The organism is Paraburkholderia sp. C35, assembly GCF_003121405.1.
In the GTDB taxonomy this organism is placed as follows: domain Bacteria; phylum Pseudomonadota; class Gammaproteobacteria; order Burkholderiales; family Burkholderiaceae; genus Paraburkholderia.
On record NZ_QBUY01000017.1, the window covers coordinates 44,006 to 63,167 of the forward strand.

A 19,162-nucleotide genomic window follows, 5' to 3' on the forward strand; every position below is an offset into this window, starting at 1 on the left:
AGGAAAGAGGAGACGTCATGGCTCACGACGCCGACGCCAACAAGGCCAGCAAGCACTGGCTGTGGCTGTTGCTGTTGCCCTGGATCGCGATGATCTGGGTGCCGTCCTACAACAAGGTCGAACCCGTGCTGTTCGATTTCCCGTTCTTCTACTGGTATCAGCTCCTGTGGGTGCTGATCAGCGCCGTGATCACAGCGCTCGTGTACTTCAAGACCAAGACCCGCTCGAAAGGGGGCGCACGATGAATCCGACAGCAACCTTTGTTTTCGTTCTGTTTTTCATCGGGGTCACGATTCTTGGCTTCATCGCCGCGCACTGGCGTAAGGGCGATCTCGGGCATCTCGAAGAGTGGGGCCTGGGCGGCCGGCGCTTCGGCACGATCGTCACGTGGTTCCTGCTCGGTGGTGACCTGTACACCGCGTACACGTTCATCGCCGTCCCTGCGCTCGTATTCGGTGCGGGCGCAACGGGTTTCTTCGCGCTGCCCTATACGATCCTGATCTATCCGTTCGCGTTCGTCGTGTTCCCTAAGCTGTGGAGCATTTCGAAGCGTCAAGGCTACGTGACGTCGGCCGACTTCGTCAGCGCACGCTACGGCAGCCGCATGCTCGCGCTGGCCGTCGCCGTGACGGGCATCGTCGCGACGATGCCGTACATCGCGCTGCAACTGGTCGGTATCGAAGTGGTGATCGGCGCGCTCGGTTTCGATACGAAGGGCTTCGTCGGCGATCTGCCGCTGATCATCGCATTCGCGATTCTGGCGGCCTACACGTACACCTCGGGCCTGCGCGCGCCGGCCATGATTGCCGTCGTCAAGGACGTGCTGATCTATATCACGATCGCAGCCGCGATCATCGTGATTCCGCCGCAACTCGGCGGCTTCGGCCATATCTTCAGCGCGGTGCCGCCGGCCAAGCTGCTGCTCAAGGCGCCCGACGTGTCGAGCCTGAACGGCTATAGCGCGTACGCGACGTTAGCGATGGGATCGGCGCTCGCGCTGTTCCTGTATCCGCACTCGATCACAGCCGTGCTGTCGTCGTCGTCGGGCAACACGATCCGCCGCAATATGGCGATGCTGCCCGCGTACTCGCTGGTGCTCGGTCTGCTCGCGCTGCTCGGCTTCATGGCGCTCGCCGCAGGCGTGAAGGACATGCCGGAATTCGCGCCGTACTTCAAGGCATTCGGCCCGAACTTCGCGGTGCCTGCGTTGTTCCTGCACTTCTTCCCGTCGTGGTTCGTCGGCGTCGCGTTCGCGGCAGTCGGCATCGGCGCGCTGGTGCCTGCCGCAATCATGTCGATTGCAGCCGCGAACCTCTACACGCGCAACATCCACAAGGAGTTCGTGAACCGCAACATGACGAACGAGCAGGAGACCAACATCGCCAAGCTCGTGTCGCTGATCGTGAAGGTTGGCGCCGTCGCGTTCATTCTCGGCCTGCCGCTGACGTATGCAATCCAGCTGCAACTGCTCGGTGGCATCTGGATCATCCAGACGCTGCCCGCCATCGTGCTCGGTCTCTACACGCGCGTGCTCGACTATCGCGGCCTGCTGCTGGGCTGGGCGGTCGGCATTGCCGTCGGCACGTGGATGGCGATTTCGCTGAAGCTGGCCGGCTCGATCTACACGATCCATATCGGCGGCCTGGCGATTCCGGGTTATGCCGCCGTGTGGTGGCTGATCGTCAATCTGGTGGTGTCGGTGGTCGCGAGCCTCGTGGTGCGCGCCGTTGGCATGAAGCACGCCGAGGATCGCACGCGTCCGGAAGACTATCTGGACGTGCACGAAGCCTGATCGCGTCGATCCATCTTGTCTGACACGGAAGCCCGCAGCGCACGCTGCGGGCTTTTTTACTGGCGTCGCAGTGCGAGTCGTGGCATCGGGCAATCGTGAAAGACCGGCCGCGCCCGCGTGCGTCAACATCGTTTATGCTCGCAAGAATGGCTGTCTCTGCCTGCCCGTTCGCGCACCGCGCGCCGACCTAACCTGAGATAACCGATGGCACTCGCCGATCCGCAACCGGACCCGCCGGGCAACACGTCCGGCACGCCGCCGCGTACGCCCGACGCCGTCGCCGCGCGTCTCGCGCCGCGCCGCACGCGCATCGGCCGGCTGGCGCGCGCGGTCACGTCGCCGTACTACCGTTATCGGCATGCGAAGCTGTTTCACAGCCTGCGCGTCGGCCTCGCGATGCTGGTGTCGATACTCGCCACCACGGGCATCGACATTCCACACGGCATCTGGGCGTCGGTGACGCTGCTGGTGGTGATCGGCGGCTTGCAGCATCACGGCAATATCCGCAAGAAAGCGGCCGAGCGCGCCGCGGGCACGCTGCTCGGCGCCGCGCGCGGCCGCGCGCTGATCCTGCAACAGAACCTGTTCGATTCGCTGCCGCTCACGTACGTGCTGATGTCGGTGATCGCGGGCGTGTGCGCGTGGTTCGCAATCGGCAGCGCGGGTTACGTCGCGCTGTTGACGGCCATCACGATGTGCATTGTCGCGGGCCACGGCGACAACATGATCGACACAGGCCTGTGGCGCACGCTGAACGTGCTGGTCGGCATCGTGATCGCACTGGCTTTCTCGTTTGCATTGCCGCTGCACGCCACCTATTCATGGCGCTATCTGCTCGCCGACAATCTGCGCGAATGCGCGCGCATCTACACCCGGATGATGACGGGTGTGCCCATCGGCCCGGACGAGCAGGTCGCCGTGTTCGTGCGCATGGGCAAGCGGCTGGTGCAGTTGCGCTCGCTGATGCCATCGGTGGCGAAGGAAATCGATCTGCCCATCGGCAAACTCGACGAGATCCAGCGCTTGCATCGTTCGATACTGAGTGCGCTCGAAATGCTCTCCACTGGCACACTCTCGCACCCCGAACTGCGCGACGCGTTCGCGCAGCAGTGCGGCCAGGAAGCGAACGCGGTGCGCATGACGCTGCTCGCCGCCGCGCGCGCGTTGCGCTTTGCGGGCACGACGCAGTTCCGCATGCCGGATGCGACGACATCGAATGGGGACGCAGAGCAGGGCGCGCTGACGCCATGCCGGGACATGATGCTGGATTTACAGGGACCGTACTGGCTCGCGCAGCGTTTCGCCGAGCAGGTCGAACGCATGCGCGTGCTGCTCAAGGCGAGCGAGCCGAACTGGAATATCGAAGGCGGCGTGCGCGACGCCGCCTCGGTCCGTGCGTGACGAATCAGGCGGGATGCTTGTCGCCGTCGTGCGGATTGCTCACCATCCACAGCACGCCGAACTTGTCGACGACCATGCCGAAGCCCGTGCTCCAGAACGTGGCTTGCCACGGCATCATCACATTGCCGCCTTCGCACATCGCGTTAAAGGTCTTTTCACCTTGCGATGGGTCGTCGACGGTGATCGACAGGCCGTAGCCGGTGTGCGTGCCGGGTTTGCCGTCGCATTGACCGTCCGACGCCATCAGTTCCGTCGCACCGATGCGCACGCTCGCGTGCATGATCTTGTCTTCGGTGCCGGGGGGAATGGGCCGCTGCGGGTCGGGCGGCGCGTCCTTGAAACGCATCTGGAACAACACTTGCGCGCCGAGCTTTTCGCCGTAGAACTTCAGCGCTTCATCGCAACGGCCATTGAAAAACAGATAGGGCTGGACTTGCATCGATGTCTCCTTTGGTCTGATCGACACGTCGTGTCGTGCGAATGCACGCGTGTCAACGATTGTAGACGCCGCTGCCGCATCGATTGTGAAACTCTGTTGACCGAAGTAAAAGGTGCTGCCTCTTTCACACGAGGCGGCAAGACTGACGCGGCAAACAAAAAAGCGCGCGCGGCCTTGCGGGCCACGCGCGCTTTCTGTTTTCCAGCGAAGCGTCTTAACGCAGTGCTTCGATCACCTTTTCCAGCTTGACGGCATCGGCTGCGAACACGCGGATGCCTTCGGAGAGCTTTTCGGTCGCCATCGCTTCGTCGTTGACGAGGAAGCGGAACGACGCCTCGTCCGTCGGTACGCGTGCGATGTCGGCGTCCTTGCTGGCTTCCGGCGACAGCTTGCGCTCGACCTTGTCGGTGCTGTCCTGCAGCTTTTGCAGCAGGTCGGGGCTGATCGTCAGCAGATCGCAGCCGGCCAGTTCGAGAATCTGGCTGGTCGTGCGGAAGCTCGCGCCCATCACTTCCGTCTTGTAGCCGAACTTCTTGTAGTACGCGTAGATGCGGCGCACCGACTGCACGCCCGGATCGTTCGCGCCGCCGTCGCGCGCTTCGTCCCAGTTGCTGCCGGCATTCTTCTTGTACCAGTCGTAGATGCGGCCGACGAACGGCGAGATCAGTTGCGCGCCCGCTTCCGCGCAGGCGACGGCTTGCGCCAGCGAGAACAGCAGCGTCATGTTGCAGTGGATGCCGTCCTTCTGCAGCACTTCGGCGGCACGGATGCCTTCCCACGTCGACGCGAGCTTGATCAGCACGCGCTCGCGGCCGATGCCCTTCGCTTCGTACATCTTGATGAGCTCACGGCCCTTGTCGATCGACGCCTTGGTATCGAACGACAGACGCGCGTCGACTTCCGTCGACACACGGCCCGGCACGATCTTGAGGATTTCCGTGCCGAACGCGATCAGCAGGTTGTCGATGATCACGCCGACGGGCTGCGACGCGTGATCGCGCACGGTCTTTTCGAGCAGCGGCTTGTATTCGTCCTTCTGCACGGCCTTCAGGACCAGCGACGGGTTGGTCGTCGCGTCCTGCGGCTTGTACTGCGCCAGTTGCTGGAAGTCGCCGGTATCCGCGACGACCGTGGTGTATTGCTTGAGTTGATCGAGTGCAGTAGTCATGTCGAGCCTTCGCTTCGAGGCGCACGCGCGCCATGGTCGAGGAAATGATGACGCCGCGCAGGCGAACCGTTGCGGCGTTATCTGCGGTGTCCACGTTGCAGCCGGAAATGTTACCGTGGAACGCCGCCCGATACTTCTATTCTATGGCGGATCGGGTGATGCTGGTTTGACAGGGGCGCACGCAGACAGTGCCCGCGCGTGCTGTTTTCCGCTCGCGCCGCGCTCAGCCGCGCCGCGCGTTCAGCACGGCATGCGTGACCAGTCCCGCGACGAGCCCCCAGAACGCCGAACCGATCGACAGCAATGTCAGGCCGGACGCCGTCACCATGAAGGTGACGAGGGCGGCTTCGCGTTGGCGTGCATCCTGCATCGCGTTGGTGAGGCCGCTCATGATCGAGCCGAACAGCGCGAGCGCCGCCACCGACACCACCAGCGCCTTCGGCAGCGAGCCGAACAGCGCGGCAATCGTCGCGCCGAAAATACCCGCGATCAGATAGAACACGCCGCACCAGACGGCGGCCATATAGCGTTTGCTGGGGTCTTCATGCGCTTCGCGTCCCGTGCACATGGCGGCCGTGATCGCGGCGAGATTCACGCCGTGGGAGCCGAACGGCGCCAGCAGCAGCGACGCCACGCCCGTGGTCGCGATCAGCGGCGCGGACGGCGTCTGGTAGCCGTCCGCCCGCAGCACGGCAATGCCCGGCACGTTCTGCGACGCCATCGCCACCACGAACAGCGGAATGCCGATGCTGATCACCGCCGACACCGAGAAGGACGGCAACGTCAGCACGGGAACGGCCAGCGCGACGTGGAAGTGGCTGAAATCGAGCAGCCCGAGCGCGCCTGCAACAGCCGTGCCGACCACGAGCGTCGTAACGATCGCATAACGCGGCGCAAAGCGCTTGATGATGAGGTAGGTGAAGAACATTGCCAGCACGAGCGCGGTCTGGAATTGCGCGGCGCGGAAAATCTCGATACCGATTTCGAACAGGATGCCCGCCAGCAGCGCCGCGGCGATGCCGGCCGGAATGCGCTTCATCAGCGTGTCGAACCAGCCGGTGAGGCCCACTACCGTCAGCAGCAACGCGCACACGATGAACGCGCCGATCGCTTCCGGATACGTCACATGCGGCAGCGACGACACCAGCAGCGCCGCGCCCGGCGTCGACCAGGCAATCACGATGGGCGCGCGAAAGCGCAACGACAGGCCGATCGTGCACAGCGCCATGCCCATCGACAGCGCCCAGATCCACGACGAAATCTGCGCATCCGTCAGGTGCGCGGCGCGGCCCGCCTGGAACATCAGCACGAGCGAACTGGTGTAGCCCGTCATCATCGCGACGAAACCGGCGACGAGCGCGGACAGGGACGTATCGGCGAATGGCCGCAGCGGCGTGCGCGCGGCGCGGGAGAAGTCTGGAGAGGAAGAGGTCATCCTGCGTGTCTCGGTGAGGCTTGTTGGTCTATGTGCTGGTGCGTTTGTTGGTGCGCTTGCCGGCGCATCTGCTTGTGCATTCGTCAGTGCCGCGAGGCGCCCGGCGGGCAGCGAGCGCCACGCCGTCACGACCGTGGCGGCCAGTCGCCACGGCCCATCGGCTGGCGGGTAAAGCCCGGAATTTTACTTGCTTAGCATGCGCATCGCGGTTTCGAGGCCGGCGAGCGTCAGCGGATACATCCGGTGGCCCAGCACTTCACGTATTACCGATACGGATTGCCGGTATTCCCACAAACCTTCCGGCTCCGGATTCAGCCACACGTGATGCGGGAAATGATCGGCGATCCGCCGCAGCCACACGGCGCCCGCTTCGGCGTTGTTGTATTCGACCGAGCCGCCCGCCTGCAGCACTTCGTACGGGCTCATGGTCGCGTCGCCGACGAAGATCAGTTTGTAGTCGGGTGTGAACTTGTGAAGCATGTCCCACGTCGCCAGCCGTTCGACATGGCGGCGGCGGTTGTTCTTCCACAGAAAATCGTAGACGCAGTTGTGGAAATAGTAGAACTCGAGGTGCTTGAACTCAGCTTTCGCGGCGGAGAACAGCTCCTCGGTGCGCCGGATGTGATCGTCCATCGATCCACCCACATCGAGCAGCATCAGCACTTTCACGTTGTTGTGCCGCTCGGGCACCATCTTCAGATCGAGCCAGCCGGCGTTGGCCGCCGTGCTGCGGATCGTGTCGGGCAGATCGAGCTCTTCGGCGGCGCCTTCGCGCGCGAAACGGCGCAAGCGGCGCAGCGCGACCTTGATATTGCGCGTGCCGATTTCGACCTGATCGTCGTAGTCGCGGTACGCGCGCTGGTCCCACACCTTGGTGGCCGTGCGGTTCCCCGACGATTCCCCGCCGATGCGGATGCCTTCAGGGTTATACCCGCCGTTGCCGAACGGTGAAGTACCACCCGTGCCGATCCATTTGTTGCCGCCTTCGTGACGGCCTTTCTGCTCGTCGAGCAGCTCTTTCAGTCGATCCAGCAGCTTGTCGAGGCCGCCCATCTTCTCGATCTGGGCTTTCTCCTCGGCGCTGAGATCGCGTTGCAGCTTCTTCTTGAGCCAGTCGAGCGGCACGTCGAGCGCGAGATCGGCCTTTTGCGCGACGCCGTTGAAATACGCGCCGAACGCCTGGTCGAACTTGTCGAAATACTGCTCGTCCTTCACCAGCGTGATGCGCGCGAGATAGTAGAACTCGTCCAGCGACGGCGCGATCACGCTTTCCTTCAGCGCTTCGAGCAGCGTCAGGTATTCCTTCACGGAAACGGGCAGCTTCGCGGCGCGCAGCGTGTAGAAAAAATCGATCAGCATGCCGGTGTCTCCGATCCTTAATCGCCTGGCGTTAGCGGTTGATCACCGCCTGATCAGCGGTTGTTGCGGTTCATGAACACGAGCCGCTCGAACAGGGCGACATCCTGTTCGTTCTTCAGCAGCGCGCCGTGCAGTGGCGGCACGATCTGCTTCTGATCCTTCGAGCGCAGCGCTTCGGGCGGAAGATCTTCGGCGAGCAGCAGCTTGAGCCAGTCGAGCAGTTCCGACGTGGACGGCTTCTTCTTCAGCCCCGACACATTGCGCAGCTCGAAGAAGCTCTCCATCGCGGCGCTCAACAGTTCGCGCTTGATGCCGGGGTAGTGGACCTCGACGATCTGCTGCATCGTCGACGGATCGGGGAACTTGATGTAGTGGAAGAAGCAGCGGCGCAGGAACGCGTCGGGCAGTTCCTTCTCGTTGTTCGACGTGATGATCACGAGCGGGCGATGCTTCGCCTTCACGAGTTCACGCGTCTCGTACACATAGAACTCCATGCGGTCGAGTTCGCGTAGCAGATCGTTCGGAAACTCGATGTCGGCCTTGTCGATTTCGTCGATCAGCAGCACCGACTGCTGTTCCGACTCGAACGCCTGCCACAGCACGCCCTTGACGATGTAGTTGCGGATGTCCTTCACGCGCTCGTCGCCGAGCTGCGAGTCGCGCAGGCGCGACACAGCGTCGTATTCATACAGACCTTGCTGCGCCTTCGTGGTGGACTTGATGTGCCACTGCAAAAGCGGCATGTTCAGCGCCGCCGCGACTTCCTCCGCGAGCATGGTCTTGCCCGTGCCCGGCTCGCCCTTGATGAGCAGCGGCCGCCTGAGCGTCATCGCGGCGTTGACCGCGAGCTTGAGGTCGTCGGTGGCGACGTATTGCGATGAGCCTTCGAAACGCATGACAGGACGCCCGTTCGGGAAAAATTCCAGTATAAGTCAGAAGCCCTGTTGTGCTCCCGCAGGCTCGCGTAAGGTGTCAGCCGCGTCGGATGGTGCGCGCGGCGAATGCAAGAGGCGGATTTCCGCATGCGGCAATCCGCCGCGCCCGGATGGGCGCCGGATGTGGCTATCCCGTTTCGGCATTTCGTGCGGCGGCCTTGTGGCGCGGCGCTTTGACGGGGAGGGATACGGGTCCCGTCCGGTGGACGTTTGGCGCGGCGTCGCGGTACAATTGGGCCGCTTTTTTTGGCCTGCGTGGCAACCCAGACAAGTAAAACGGCGCAGGCCGTAGCCTTTTTGGGCGCCCGTTCCCCCTCAAGCCAGGTTAAAAGAGCTATGAACAAAATCGTCGGCAAACAGGTCGTGATCGCAGCGATGTCGTTGCTCGCGGGTTTTGCGGCAACTTCGGCAACTGCGCAGGTAGTGGATGTCGTGGGTAGCGCCAAGGCGGGTCAAAGCAAGGTGGCGATGTGTATCGGCTGTCACGGTATTCCAGACTACCGGACGGCTTATCCCGAGGTATACCGGGTGCCGATGCTGGGTGGGCAGAACCAGACCTATCTGTCGAACGCGCTCCACGCGTACAAGAAGGGCGACCGCCATTTCGACACGATGCACGCCATCGCCGTGACGCTGACGGATCAGGACATTGCCGACATCGCCGCCTACTATTCGGCGCAGACGGCCGCTTCAAAGAATAATCCCGACAAATGACCGGCGTGGCGCGGACAGCGCGTCATCGACTGATCAGTTCACGGCGGCAACCAGTTTGCATGGGACGGCGCCAGGCGCTCAGGCGCAAACGCCCGTCGACACAGGAGAATCCATGAAGAAGCATCCCCACGCACTTCATACGGTGGTCAAGGCTGCATGCGCGGCGCTCGCGCTGGCGGGTTTTGTCGTCGCATCGAACGCGAACGCGGCGGATGCCGGCAACGGCAAGGTGCTCTCCGAGAGCCACAACTGCGCGGCCTGTCACGGTCCGAACCTGAACAAGCCCGTCAGCCCCGAATATCCGAAGCTGGCAGGCCAGCATGCTGATTACGTCTACTGGGCGCTGCGCCAGTACCAGATGGGCACAGGCAACCCGCACCTCGGCCGCAACAACGCGATCATGCAGGCGCAGGTGCAGAGCCTGTCACAAAGCGATATGAAGGACATCGCCGCTTACATCGAATCGCTGGACGGCGATCTGGTGCAGAAGAAGTAAGCTGCGCTAAGCCTGTAGACGGTTTTCAACAAACACCCCGCAACTGCGGGGTGTTTGTTTTGGTGCGACGGGATTGGTGTGCGACGGGCCGTCAGTCGCGCGATGCGCGGCGCTCGATGCGTTGCAGATAGGCGTCCGTATCGGGCGGTGTGTTGGTGCGCTGGGCTTCCCAGATGGTTTCGCCAAGGCACTCCATGATCGCGTGCTGCGCATCGTGCGTCGAGCCGAGGCGAGCGGCGAGCCGGTCATGCGCGGCGCGAATGCCGGGCGGCTGATCGATCGACAGCTGTTCGCTGATGGCGAGATGCATCGACAGATGCAGGAACGGATTGGTCTGCCCACGTTCGGGCGAATAATCCTGCGCGGTGGCCGCTTCGGCGTCCGTCAGTTGAGCGTGATATTCGGGATGCTCGACGATCCAGTCGGCGGCAATTGCTTCGAGCGGCGTCAGGATCTCGCCTGCGCGCTGTTTGCGCCAGGTGTCGGTGAAAAAACGGCGGACTTCGTCGCGGCTGGGATTGAACATCGTGGACTTCGAGCGTTTGAGCGAGTGGGATGCGCACCGGCTGAAGGCGAATGCGTGCGCTGGCGAGCATTTTACGCCGCGCCCGCCGCGCGCGCTGACGGATGAGGCAGGTGCCGCCGCAGCTGCAAGGGCAAAGATCGGGCGGCGGCGTTTTCGGCCTGAACTCGCACAGCGGCTCGATCACGCAATGCCAGCATTCCGGCCGGCGCGCCTTGCACACATAACGCCCATGCAGGATCAGCCAGTGATGCGCGTCCTGCAGAAACTCCTTGGGCGTGAATTTCTCCAGCGCAAGTTCGACGGCGCGCACATCCTTGCCAGGCGCGAGCCCCGTTCGGTTGGCAACCCGAAAGATGTGCGTATCGACGGCAATGGTCGGGTGGCCGAACGCCGTGTTCAGCACCACGTTCGCCGTCTTGCGTCCGACGCCCGGCAAGCTTTCGAGCGCCTCGCGTTCGGCAGGCACTTCGCCGTCGTGCTGATCCAGCAGAATGCGGCACGTCGCGATCACGTTCTTCGCCTTCGTGCGATACAGGCCGATGGTCTTGATGTAGTCGGCGACGCCTTCCTCGCCAAGATCGAACACCTTCTGCGGCGTATTCGCGACGGGAAACATCCGGCGCATCGCCTTGTTCACGGAGACGTCCGTTGCTTGCGCGGACAACATCACGGCGATCAGCAACTCGAACGGTGTCGAGTATTCCAGTTCGGTCGTCGGATGCGGGTTCAGGCTCTGCAGCGTCTCGTAGATCGCACGTCGTTTGGTCGCATTCATGCGGCGAAGTTAGGACTTTTTAGGTTGATCGACGTCTTGCTTGGGTGTTGATTCGGAATTGTCAGTGGCAATGCCCATCCGACGACGACGCGCTTCCGCCTCATCGATCTGCGCCTGCGTGTCGGCGCTGATGTTCGTGGTGTTCTTCGGGCCAAGCCCTTGCGCGGCATTGTCCTCTTTCTTCTTGCGCGCGCGTTCGAGCGCGGCCTGAATGATCGCGCGTTTTTTCGCTTCGGCGTCGTTGATGGGCGCCGTGGCTGTTTCCGCCGCTGCTTCTGTCGGTTTCGCGCTAACGGTCGGCGCGGATTGCGCAGCAGCACTCGCCGATTCCGCCACCAACGCGCGTTTGGCCGCCGCGCGTGCCTCCGCTGCGTCGCGTTCCGCGGCGAGGCGCGTGCGCCGCTGTGCATGGCGCGAGCGCGCGGCGTCGGCTTGCGGCTGGCTCCACGCATCCCAGCCGGTGTGATCGCCGGTGACGGGAGTCATCGCGATGCAATCGACAGGGCAGGGCGGCACGCACAGATCGCAGCCGGTGCAGCGCTCCGTGATGACGGTGTGCATCTGTTTCGGCGCGCCGACGATGGCATCGACGGGACAGGCCTGCATGCACAGCGTGCAGCCGATACACAGGTTTTCGTCGATGAATGCGATGGGCCGCGCGCGCTCGACGCCGTTATCGGGATTGAGCGGGATCACGGGCTTGCCGAGCAGCTTGGCGAGGCGCGCGACACCTTCCGCGCCGCCTGGCGGGCACTGGTTGTAGCTGGCTTCGCTCTGGGCGATGGCTTCGGCATAAGCGCGGCAATCGGGATAGCCGCACTTCGTGCATTGCGTCTGGGGCAGCAGATCTTCGATGAGATCCGCGAATGTTCTGGACTCTGTCACGGTGGGAACGTGGGGGACATGCTGCCGCCGTTCGAGGTACGGCGCATGCCTGTCATTCAATGGATGCGGTTTCAACGGCGCGCATGGCCTGTGCCGGGGCACACGACAAGCCGCGCGCCAGACTGCTTCGGGACGCCGGGCCGCGACTGGGACCGCCCGCACAGCGCGGTAAGCGCGTCGGACAATCGGTCAAATGCACGGCCAGTTGCGTATTATCGCCGATTTCCCCAGTTGTTATTACCGAAGCATGTGCCATAATCGAAGCGCTTTTTTGTAAGACCGCAGGACGGTGATCCCACCAACCAGCCCCGCACAGCGCCGCCGTTGCAAGGCCAGGCAATTGGACGGCGAGCGATCCGGATAACGCGGCACACGAAGGCACATGCCACCATGAATCAGCCGAAAATCAAAAGAGATCCTGAAGGCACCCGGCGCCGCATTCTGCTCGCGGCGGCCGAAGAGTTTGCGAATGGTGGGTTGTTCGGCGCACGCGTCGACCAGATCGCCCGCCGCGCAGAGACCAATGAACGCATGCTCTATTACTACTTCGGTAGCAAGGAGCAGCTTTTCACGGCAGTACTCGAACACGCGTTCAGCGCACTCACGGAAGCCGAGCGCACGCTCGATCTCGCGGGCGTCGCGCCTGTCGAGGCGGTCACGCGTCTTGCGCATTTCGTGTGGGATTACTACCGCGATCACCCCGAATTGTTGAGACTCGTCAATAACGAGAATCTGCATGAAGCGCGCTATATGCAGAAGTCCACGCGCATTCGCGAAATGATCTCGCCGATCGTTGCCACGCTCGGCTCGATCCTCGAACGCGGTCAGCGCGCCGGCCTGTTCCGCACGAATGTCGATCCGCTGCGTTTCTACGTGACGCTGTCGGGTATGGGCTACTACATCGTGTCGAACCGCTTCACGCTCGAAGCCACGCTGGGCCGCGATTTCAGCGCGGCCGCCGAGCGCAGCGAAGTGATTCAGATGAACACGGAGATCCTGCTCGCGTATCTGATGCGGCGCTGAAGCGGATCAGCTTCTTTCAGACGAAAAAACGGCCTCGCAAGAGGCCGTTTTCATTTCCGACGTGTACGTATGCCGGTCGATGCAGGCGCAACATTCGGCTGCGCCTGCCGCATTCGGAGCGGATTACGCTTCGACGCGCTCTTCCGTTTTGCTACGCGTTGCCTTCGGCGTGTGCTCGAGGATGAAGTCGCGCAGTTGCGGATAGATGATGGTGCGCCAGCGGCGGCCCGAGAAAATCCCGTAGTGGCCGCACTTTTCCGCCGTGAAGTGGCGGCGGTTCTTCTCCGCGATGCCCGTGCACAGTTCGTGCGCAGCATGCGTCTGGCCGCTGCCGGAAATATCGTCGAGTTCGCCTTCGATCGTGAAGAGGGCAGTCTTCTTGATGTCTTGCGGACGCACCGGCTCGCCGTTCACTTCCCACGTGCCTTCAGCCAGGCTGAATTCCTGGAACACGACACGGATGGTCTGCAGATAGTATTCCGCCGCCATGTCGAGCACGGCGTTGTATTCGTCGTAGTAACGGCGATGTGCTTCTGCATCTTCTTCGTCGCCGCGCAGGAGGCTCTGGTAGAAGTCCCAGTGCGAGGCCGCGTGCCGTTCCGGATTCATCGCGACAAAGCCCGTGTGCTGCAGGAAGCCCGGATACACCTTGCGCCCGAACCCCGGATAGCTCGACGGCACGTTGTAAATGACGTTGTTATCGAACCATTCGATGGAATGTTGCGTCGCCAGCGAATTGACGGCCGTCGGGCTCTTACGCGCGTCGATCGGGCCGCCCATCATCGTCATGGTGCGCGGCGTGTCTTCGCCGCGGCTCGCCATCAACGACATGGCGGCGAGTACGGGCTCGGTCGGCTGGCACACGGAAATGACGTGCAGGTTCTTCGCGCCGATGTGACGGATGAATTCCTGGATGTAGGCGATGTAATCGTCGAGATCGAACCGGCCGTCTTCGATCGGCACCATGCGCGCGTCGATCCAGTCCGTGATGTAGACCTTGTGATCCTGCAGCAGCGTCTTGACGGTGTCGCGCAGCAGCGTGGAGTGGTGGCCCGACAGCGGCGCGCACACCAGCACGACGGGTTCTTCCTTCAGTTGCGCGACGGCTTCGCTGTCGTCGGAATAGCGCTTGAAGCGCATCAGCCGGCAAAACGGCTTTTCGACGATCGTCTGTTCGACGATAGGAATGTTGTGCCCGTCCTTGACGATCTGGTGCAGGTTGAACTCGGGCTTCTCGTAGTCCTTGCCGAGGCGGTACAGCAGTTCGTAGCCAGCGGACAGGCGCGTGGCGCCCGGCACATAGGCGAGCGGACTGGCCGGATTCGCAAACGATTTCGAGGCAGCCTGAGCCCAGGCGGTGAGCGGGCTCAAGAGCGCCCGCTGGAATTCGTGGATTTGATAGAGCATGGGTGCTCCAGCGTTATGCGGTTCGCGCAGGGCAGCGTGTGTTCTACGCGCCGCGACGAGGCTGGCCGGTTCTGGTTACGTGTGGAATTGTTGGTGGCGACGATTATCGGCCGTCTGGTTCGGTTGATGATATAGAAGGCATACGATTTGTGCAATGCAACAACAGTGCGTTAGCACACTCATCGCGTGTCATACCCAGGTCATCGACATTTCGTCCGCTTTCTTTAGATAACGGGTGACGATTCCATACCAGCATCAGGCGTGCCAGCGGATAGCTGGCCGCCTTCTCCGGCTTCGCCGTCGTGGGGCGGTTGACCGGTGGCGTGCGCCATCTCCTGCTCGTGTTTCATCAGGTTCAGGCCGGTGTGAACAAGGGCCACATGGGAAAACCCCTGTGGGAAATTCCCGACAAGCCGTTTGCCGACAGGATCGTACTCCTCCGCCAGCAGGCCGACGTCGTTTGCCAGCGACAGCAGCCGTTCGTACATCTCGCGCGCGTCGTCGATGCGGCCTTGCAGCGCGAGATTGTCGACCATCCAGAAACTGCACGCGAGAAAAGTGCCTTCGCCGGGCGGCAGGCCGTCGTCGAATTCGGTCGTACGGTAGCGCATCACGAAGCCGTCGTGCATCAGGTCTTTCTCGATGGCCTTGACGGTGCCCGCGATGCGCGGGTCCGACGGCGGCAAAAAGCCCAGCAGCGGCATCAGCAGCACACTCGCGTCGAGTTCGTCGCCGCCGTAGGTCTGCGTGAATGCATTGAGTTGCGCATTCCAGCTTTTCGCGCAGACGTCGGCGTGAATCTGCGCGCGCACGTCGTACCAGTGTTCGAGCGGCGCGGGCAGGTCGAATTTTTCCGCCGATTTGATCGCGCGGTCGAACGCGACCCACGCCATCACCTTCGAAAACGTAAAGTGCTGGCGGCCGCCGCGCGTTTCCCAGATGCCTTCGTCGCGTTCCTGCCAGATGGTTTCGAGGTGGCGCAGCATCGCGCACTGCACGTTCCACGCGGTCTCGTCGTTCTGCAGGCCGCCGACGCGCGCCAGATGCAGCGCGTTCATCACTTCGCCGTACACGTCGAGTTGCAGCTGTCCAACCGCGTTGTTGCCGATGCGCACGGGCGCGGAATTCTCATAGCCCGGCAACCAGTCGATTTCGAATTCCGGCAGACGCCGCTCGCCCGCGAGTCCGTACATGAGCTGCAACTGCTCGGGCGAGCCCGCCATCACGCGGCCCAGCCAGGAGCGCCACGCACGCGCTTCGTCGTAGTAGCCGCCGCGCATCATCGCGAGCAGGGTGATGGTGGCATCGCGCAGCCACACGTAGCGGTAATCCCAGTTGCGCGTGCCGCCGATCTGCTCGGGCAGCGACGTGGTAGGCGCGGCGACGATGCCGCCCGTCGGCTCGTAGGCGAGCGCCTTGAGCGTCAGCAGCGAGCGGCGGATCGGTTCGGCGTATTTGCCTTCGACGGTGCCGCGCGCCGACCACTCGAGCCAGTAGTTCTCGGCACGGGCCAGCGACGAATGCGGGTCGCGCACGGGCGGAATGCGCAGATGCGATTCGGTGTAGGTGAGCGAGAAGGGCACGCGCTCGCCCTCCGACACGGTGAACTCGGCCACCGTCTTCATGTTTTCGCCGCGCAGATCGACGGGCGTGCGCAGCGCGACCGTATCCGGACCGACGATCGCCTTGACGCCGCTGTCGTCGGCGAGACGGCTGACCCATGGGATCGAAAAGCCGTAGTCGAAGCGCAGCACCAGTTCCATGCGCATCTTCACGGTGCCGCGTTTGCCGACGACGATGCGAACCATCTCCGACCAGCCATTACCGGGCGGCATGAAGTCGATCAGCGTGACGGCGCCGTCGGGTGTTTCGAAGGCGGTTTCGAGGATCAGCGTTTCGCCGCGATAGCGGCGGCGTGTCGCGCGGGCGAAGCCGCATTGCATGGCCGGTTCGTCGCTGTCGGGTGCGACGTTGGCAGCGGCATTGGCTTCGGCCTTGGCGCCTGTATCGGCCGGTTCTTCGCGCCGGGCCGGGCGAGATGTACTAGCGGGCTTGTCGGCCTGGCGCGGCACAGGCTGGTCGCAGGGTCGCGCGCGCGCATCGTCGCGTGCCGGGTCGGGCGGCGTCTTGCTGTCGCGAGCGGTGTCCGCTTCGACGTCTTCTGCAGGGGCGATGATCCAGCGGCCGTTGTCCTCGGTGCCGAGCAGCGCGGCGAAGCACGCGCCCGAGTCGAAACGTGGCCAGCACAGCCAGTCGACGGAGCCATCACGCGAAACCAGCGCAGCCGTGTGGCCGTCGCCGATGAGTGCATAGTCTTCGATAAGTGCGGGCATGGTAAAGCGTTCGGTCAGCGTGTAATAAGTACGCTCCCGCGTGCCGCAAAACGGTGCGCGAGCGTCATGGTTACCGGACTTGCGCGATGCGTTACTCGGTCGCAGGCGCGCGAACTCCAGGGTATTGGCAATCCGATTTTTTGATGCTTACAATCGGATTTAGACGTGACTTCTGATGAATCGCAGCCCACCGGCGGCCGGTGTTGCAAGATGCAGCCACGACGCCGTTTTCGAGGATAAGCCATGCTGAACCCGTCGAAATCCGACTGCATCACGATTCTCTCCGCCGCGAGTCAGTTGCCTGACGATTCGCTCCTTCCACTCGACTTTCGCACGCTCGGCCTCTCGCGCAACGGGATGGAAACGGCCGCCGCATTTCTGATCGAACGCGCCTGCTTCAAGCGCTACAGCGAAGCCGACGGACATTATGCCGTCGGTGGGCTGTCCTTGCAGGGTCGCTGGCGTCTCGACCAGCTGTCGAACGGCTGACGCGACAGGCGTTCTTCGGCCGCAGCCGGGATTCGCTACAGCACACGGACAATCAGGATCAAGCTCACGCGGACCGCGACAAGCGGCCCGCACGTGGCCGTTCGTGCTTTCAGCGCGCCGTATGGACGCGTCGAAAGCACGTGCGCCCGCCCGCGCGCAGCGAACGTAGGAATGGCGATCAGGAAAACGCTGGCAAGCGCCGTCAGAAGTGCGCCGTGACACCGACGCCAAACAGCCCGATCAGCCCGATGATGATCAGATACAGCGCGACGATGAAGTTGAGCAGGCGCGGCATGATCAGAATGAGAATGCCGGCGATCAGCGCGACGAGCGGGCCGAGCGTGAGATGAATGTTCATGGCGACTCCTTTGTTCGAATTGTTCGATTTGACGATGGCGGCAGACAGGCTGCCGGATGCCTGCGCTCGCCGATGTGACTGTGCGAGCGCGAACAACGCTCTTATACTTGCCCCAAATACGAGATCGACGATTGGCGGTGCTCGCCTTGCCATGCGGTAATGCGTAGGGCCACGATCGTCATGCATCCGTCAGACACCACGGCACGCTTCGATCCAGCCGCGCGGCAGACCAGCGACACACACGAACCAAATAACCGTCTCGCCAGGAGGTCGTCATGCAGCGTCGTACACGAGCCTTAGCGTGTGCCGTGCCACAGTCTTTCAATTTGCATCACAGCGCGCGTCTGTCCGCCCGTTCGATCATAAGAGGTTTGACACTGATGGTTTCGATTGCCGCTACGCAGGCTTTCGCTCAAGGCCCGGCCGCAGTGCCCGCCGACGGCGTCTACGATCTGATCGTCGGTACCTATACAGGGCCGAAGAGCGAAGGCATTTATGTTTATCGTTTCGACACGAAATCGGGCGATGCGACCCAGGTGTCGTCGGCGAAGACGGATAATCCGTCGTACGTGATCGCATCGCGTGACGGGCGTTACGTGTATTCCGTCAACGAGCAGCCCGGCGACAACGGTCCCGCCGATCAGCGCGGCGGCATCAGCGCTTTCAGCTTCGATGCGAAGAGCGGGCAGTTGACGTTCCTGAATCGTGTGTCGTCGGATGGTAACGATCCGTGCTATCTGAGCATTTCGCCCGATGGCAAATATCTGACGACGGCGAACTATTCGGTCGCCGCGAATCCGGGTGGCAGCTTCGCCGTGTTTCCGTTGCAGGCAGATGGACAGGTCGGCGCGTCGGTGCTGACCGTGCATCACGACGGCGGCGGACCCGTGAAGGGGCGCCAGGACAACGCGCACGTGCATTCCACGGTGTTCTCGCCGGACGGCAAGTATCTGTTCGCACAGGATCTCGGCACCGACAAGCTCTACGCGTACCGCTACACACCCGACGGCAGCCGCGGCCTGTTAGGTCCGACCGAGAAGCGCTACACGGACGTGAAAGCCGGCTCCGGCCCGCGTCACCTCGTGTTCAGCGCGGACGGCAAGCACGCATATCTGACGAGCGAACTGACGGCCACCGTCACCGTGTTTAGCTATGACGACGGCAAGCTGACGCAACTCCAGGTCGTGCCGATGACGAAGCCGGGCTGCAAGGGGCAGGTCGGCGCGGCGGCGATCCATCTGTCGCCGGATGGGCGCTTCCTGTACGCGAGCAATCGCGGCGACGCGAACGAGAGCGTCATCTACGCAGTCGATGCCGCCAATGGGCATATCCGTGAAGTCGGCCGGCAGTCGAGCCTCGGCAAATCGCCGCGCGAGTTTTCGATCGATCCGACCGGGAAGTGGCGGATCGTCGGCAATCAGAACAGCGATACCGCGTATGTGTTCCGCCGCGATCCGGAAAGCGGGATGCTGGAAGCGAACCCGAAGCGCATCGATATCGGTTCGCCCGTGGACTTCAAGTGGGTGTCGCCGTCGTGATGATGGCGGCGTGAGAGAGGGCAGGGCGCCGTCTCGCGCAATCGTGCGTTGCTTGTTAAAAGTAAAAGGCCGCAGCGGGTTCTGATTTT

The 19,162-nt window shown here is 62.8% G+C and carries 18 protein-coding genes and 1 pseudogene; 8 read left to right on the forward strand and 11 right to left on the reverse strand.

Going from position 1 to position 19,162, the window contains the following annotated elements; all coding sequences use genetic code 11:
• Nucleotides 1-17 precede the first annotated feature (17 nt).
• The 3 genes from DK391_RS13645 (at nt 18) to DK391_RS13655 (ending at nt 3,193) form a co-directional block, all read left to right on the forward strand.
• Nucleotides 18-245 (forward strand): DUF3311 domain-containing protein, encoded by a 228-nt coding sequence (locus DK391_RS13645; RefSeq protein WP_109478504.1) that lies wholly within the window; start codon nt 18-20, stop codon nt 243-245.
• Nucleotides 242-1,792 carry a sodium:solute symporter gene (locus DK391_RS13650; RefSeq protein WP_109478505.1) on the forward strand — a complete coding sequence of 517 codons (1,551 nt, stop codon included), beginning with the start codon at nt 242-244 and terminating at the stop codon, nt 1,790-1,792. The genes DK391_RS13645 and DK391_RS13650 overlap by 4 nt, the downstream gene beginning before the upstream one ends.
• Before the next feature lie 204 nt (nt 1,793-1,996).
• Nucleotides 1,997-3,193 (forward strand): FUSC family protein, encoded by a 1,197-nt coding sequence (locus DK391_RS13655; RefSeq protein ID WP_109478506.1) that lies wholly within the window; start codon nt 1,997-1,999, stop codon nt 3,191-3,193.
• 4 nt (nt 3,194-3,197) lie between these two features.
• On the opposite strand, the gene DK391_RS13660 is transcribed toward DK391_RS13655, so the two are convergent.
• From DK391_RS13660 to DK391_RS13680, 5 genes are all read right to left on the reverse strand, one after another.
• Nucleotides 3,198-3,632 (reverse strand): VOC family protein, encoded by a 435-nt coding sequence (locus DK391_RS13660; RefSeq protein ID WP_109478507.1) that lies wholly within the window; start codon nt 3,630-3,632, stop codon nt 3,198-3,200.
• 214 nt (nt 3,633-3,846) lie between these two features.
• Complete coding sequence (gene tal / locus DK391_RS13665) at nt 3,847-4,800, reverse strand: transaldolase (protein WP_109478508.1); 954 nt, start codon at nt 4,798-4,800, stop codon at nt 3,847-3,849.
• A gap of 223 nt (nt 4,801-5,023) precedes the next feature.
• Nucleotides 5,024-6,235 (reverse strand): benzoate/H(+) symporter BenE family transporter, encoded by a 1,212-nt coding sequence (locus tag DK391_RS13670; RefSeq protein ID WP_109478509.1) that lies wholly within the window; start codon nt 6,233-6,235, stop codon nt 5,024-5,026.
• A 183-nt stretch (nt 6,236-6,418) separates the two neighbouring features.
• Nucleotides 6,419-7,594: a VWA domain-containing protein gene (locus tag DK391_RS13675; RefSeq protein ID WP_109478510.1), complete on the reverse strand. Its 1,176-nt coding sequence runs from the start codon at nt 7,592-7,594 to the stop codon at nt 6,419-6,421.
• A 53-nt stretch (nt 7,595-7,647) separates the two neighbouring features.
• The gene (locus DK391_RS13680; RefSeq protein ID WP_109478511.1) at nt 7,648-8,490 is read right to left on the reverse strand and encodes a MoxR family ATPase; all 843 of its coding nucleotides are present in this window, start codon (nt 8,488-8,490) and stop codon (nt 7,648-7,650) included.
• A 375-nt stretch (nt 8,491-8,865) separates the two neighbouring features.
• Here DK391_RS13680 and DK391_RS13685 point away from each other — a divergent pair, with 375 nt between their 5' ends.
• Entirely contained in the window at nt 8,866-9,243 is a 378-nt protein-coding gene (locus DK391_RS13685; protein ID WP_109478512.1) for a cytochrome c, read from the forward strand.
• A gap of 112 nt (nt 9,244-9,355) precedes the next feature.
• Nucleotides 9,356-9,739 carry a cytochrome c gene (locus DK391_RS13690; protein WP_109478513.1) on the forward strand — a complete coding sequence of 128 codons (384 nt, stop codon included), beginning with the start codon at nt 9,356-9,358 and terminating at the stop codon, nt 9,737-9,739.
• A gap of 91 nt (nt 9,740-9,830) precedes the next feature.
• On the opposite strand, the gene DK391_RS13695 is transcribed toward DK391_RS13690, so the two are convergent.
• From DK391_RS13695 to rsxB, 3 genes and pseudogenes are all read right to left on the reverse strand, one after another.
• Nucleotides 9,831-10,265, reverse strand: a complete 435-nt coding sequence (locus DK391_RS13695) for a DUF1841 family protein (RefSeq protein WP_109478514.1) — start codon at nt 10,263-10,265, stop codon at nt 9,831-9,833.
• A 136-nt stretch (nt 10,266-10,401) separates the two neighbouring features.
• Nucleotides 10,402-11,040: pseudogene (gene nth / locus DK391_RS13700) on the reverse strand (endonuclease III); the annotation flags it as partial.
• 9 nt (nt 11,041-11,049) lie between these two features.
• Nucleotides 11,050-11,925, reverse strand: a complete 876-nt coding sequence (gene rsxB, locus DK391_RS13705; protein WP_109478515.1) for an electron transport complex subunit RsxB — start codon at nt 11,923-11,925, stop codon at nt 11,050-11,052.
• A gap of 390 nt (nt 11,926-12,315) precedes the next feature.
• Here rsxB and DK391_RS13710 point away from each other — a divergent pair, with 390 nt between their 5' ends.
• A complete protein-coding gene (locus DK391_RS13710) occupies nt 12,316-12,948 on the forward strand; it encodes a TetR family transcriptional regulator (RefSeq protein ID WP_007583389.1) in 633 nt (210 codons plus the stop codon).
• A 123-nt stretch (nt 12,949-13,071) separates the two neighbouring features.
• Here DK391_RS13710 and phaZ read toward each other — a convergent pair whose 3' ends face one another.
• Both phaZ and DK391_RS13720 read right to left on the reverse strand, forming a co-directional pair.
• Nucleotides 13,072-14,355, reverse strand: coding sequence for a polyhydroxyalkanoate depolymerase (phaZ, locus tag DK391_RS13715; protein ID WP_109478516.1), 1,284 nt, complete (start codon nt 14,353-14,355; stop codon nt 13,072-13,074).
• Between the two features lie 224 nt (nt 14,356-14,579).
• On the reverse strand, nt 14,580-16,688 hold the full coding sequence (locus DK391_RS13720) for a glycoside hydrolase family 15 protein (RefSeq protein WP_109478517.1): 2,109 nt from the start codon (nt 16,686-16,688) through the stop codon (nt 14,580-14,582).
• 243 nt (nt 16,689-16,931) lie between these two features.
• Here DK391_RS13720 and DK391_RS13725 point away from each other — a divergent pair, with 243 nt between their 5' ends.
• A complete protein-coding gene (locus DK391_RS13725) occupies nt 16,932-17,177 on the forward strand; it encodes a hypothetical protein (RefSeq protein WP_109478518.1) in 246 nt (81 codons plus the stop codon).
• A 202-nt stretch (nt 17,178-17,379) separates the two neighbouring features.
• Here the strand turns inward: DK391_RS13725 and DK391_RS13730 are convergent, their stop codons facing one another.
• Nucleotides 17,380-17,535 (reverse strand): DUF3096 domain-containing protein, encoded by a 156-nt coding sequence (locus DK391_RS13730; protein WP_109478519.1) that lies wholly within the window; start codon nt 17,533-17,535, stop codon nt 17,380-17,382.
• Nucleotides 17,536-17,915: 380 nt separating this feature from the next.
• Between DK391_RS13730 and DK391_RS13735 the strand changes: the two genes are divergently transcribed.
• A complete protein-coding gene (locus tag DK391_RS13735; RefSeq protein WP_109478520.1) occupies nt 17,916-19,073 on the forward strand; it encodes a lactonase family protein in 1,158 nt (385 codons plus the stop codon).
• The last annotated feature ends 89 nt before the right edge of the window (nt 19,074-19,162 follow it).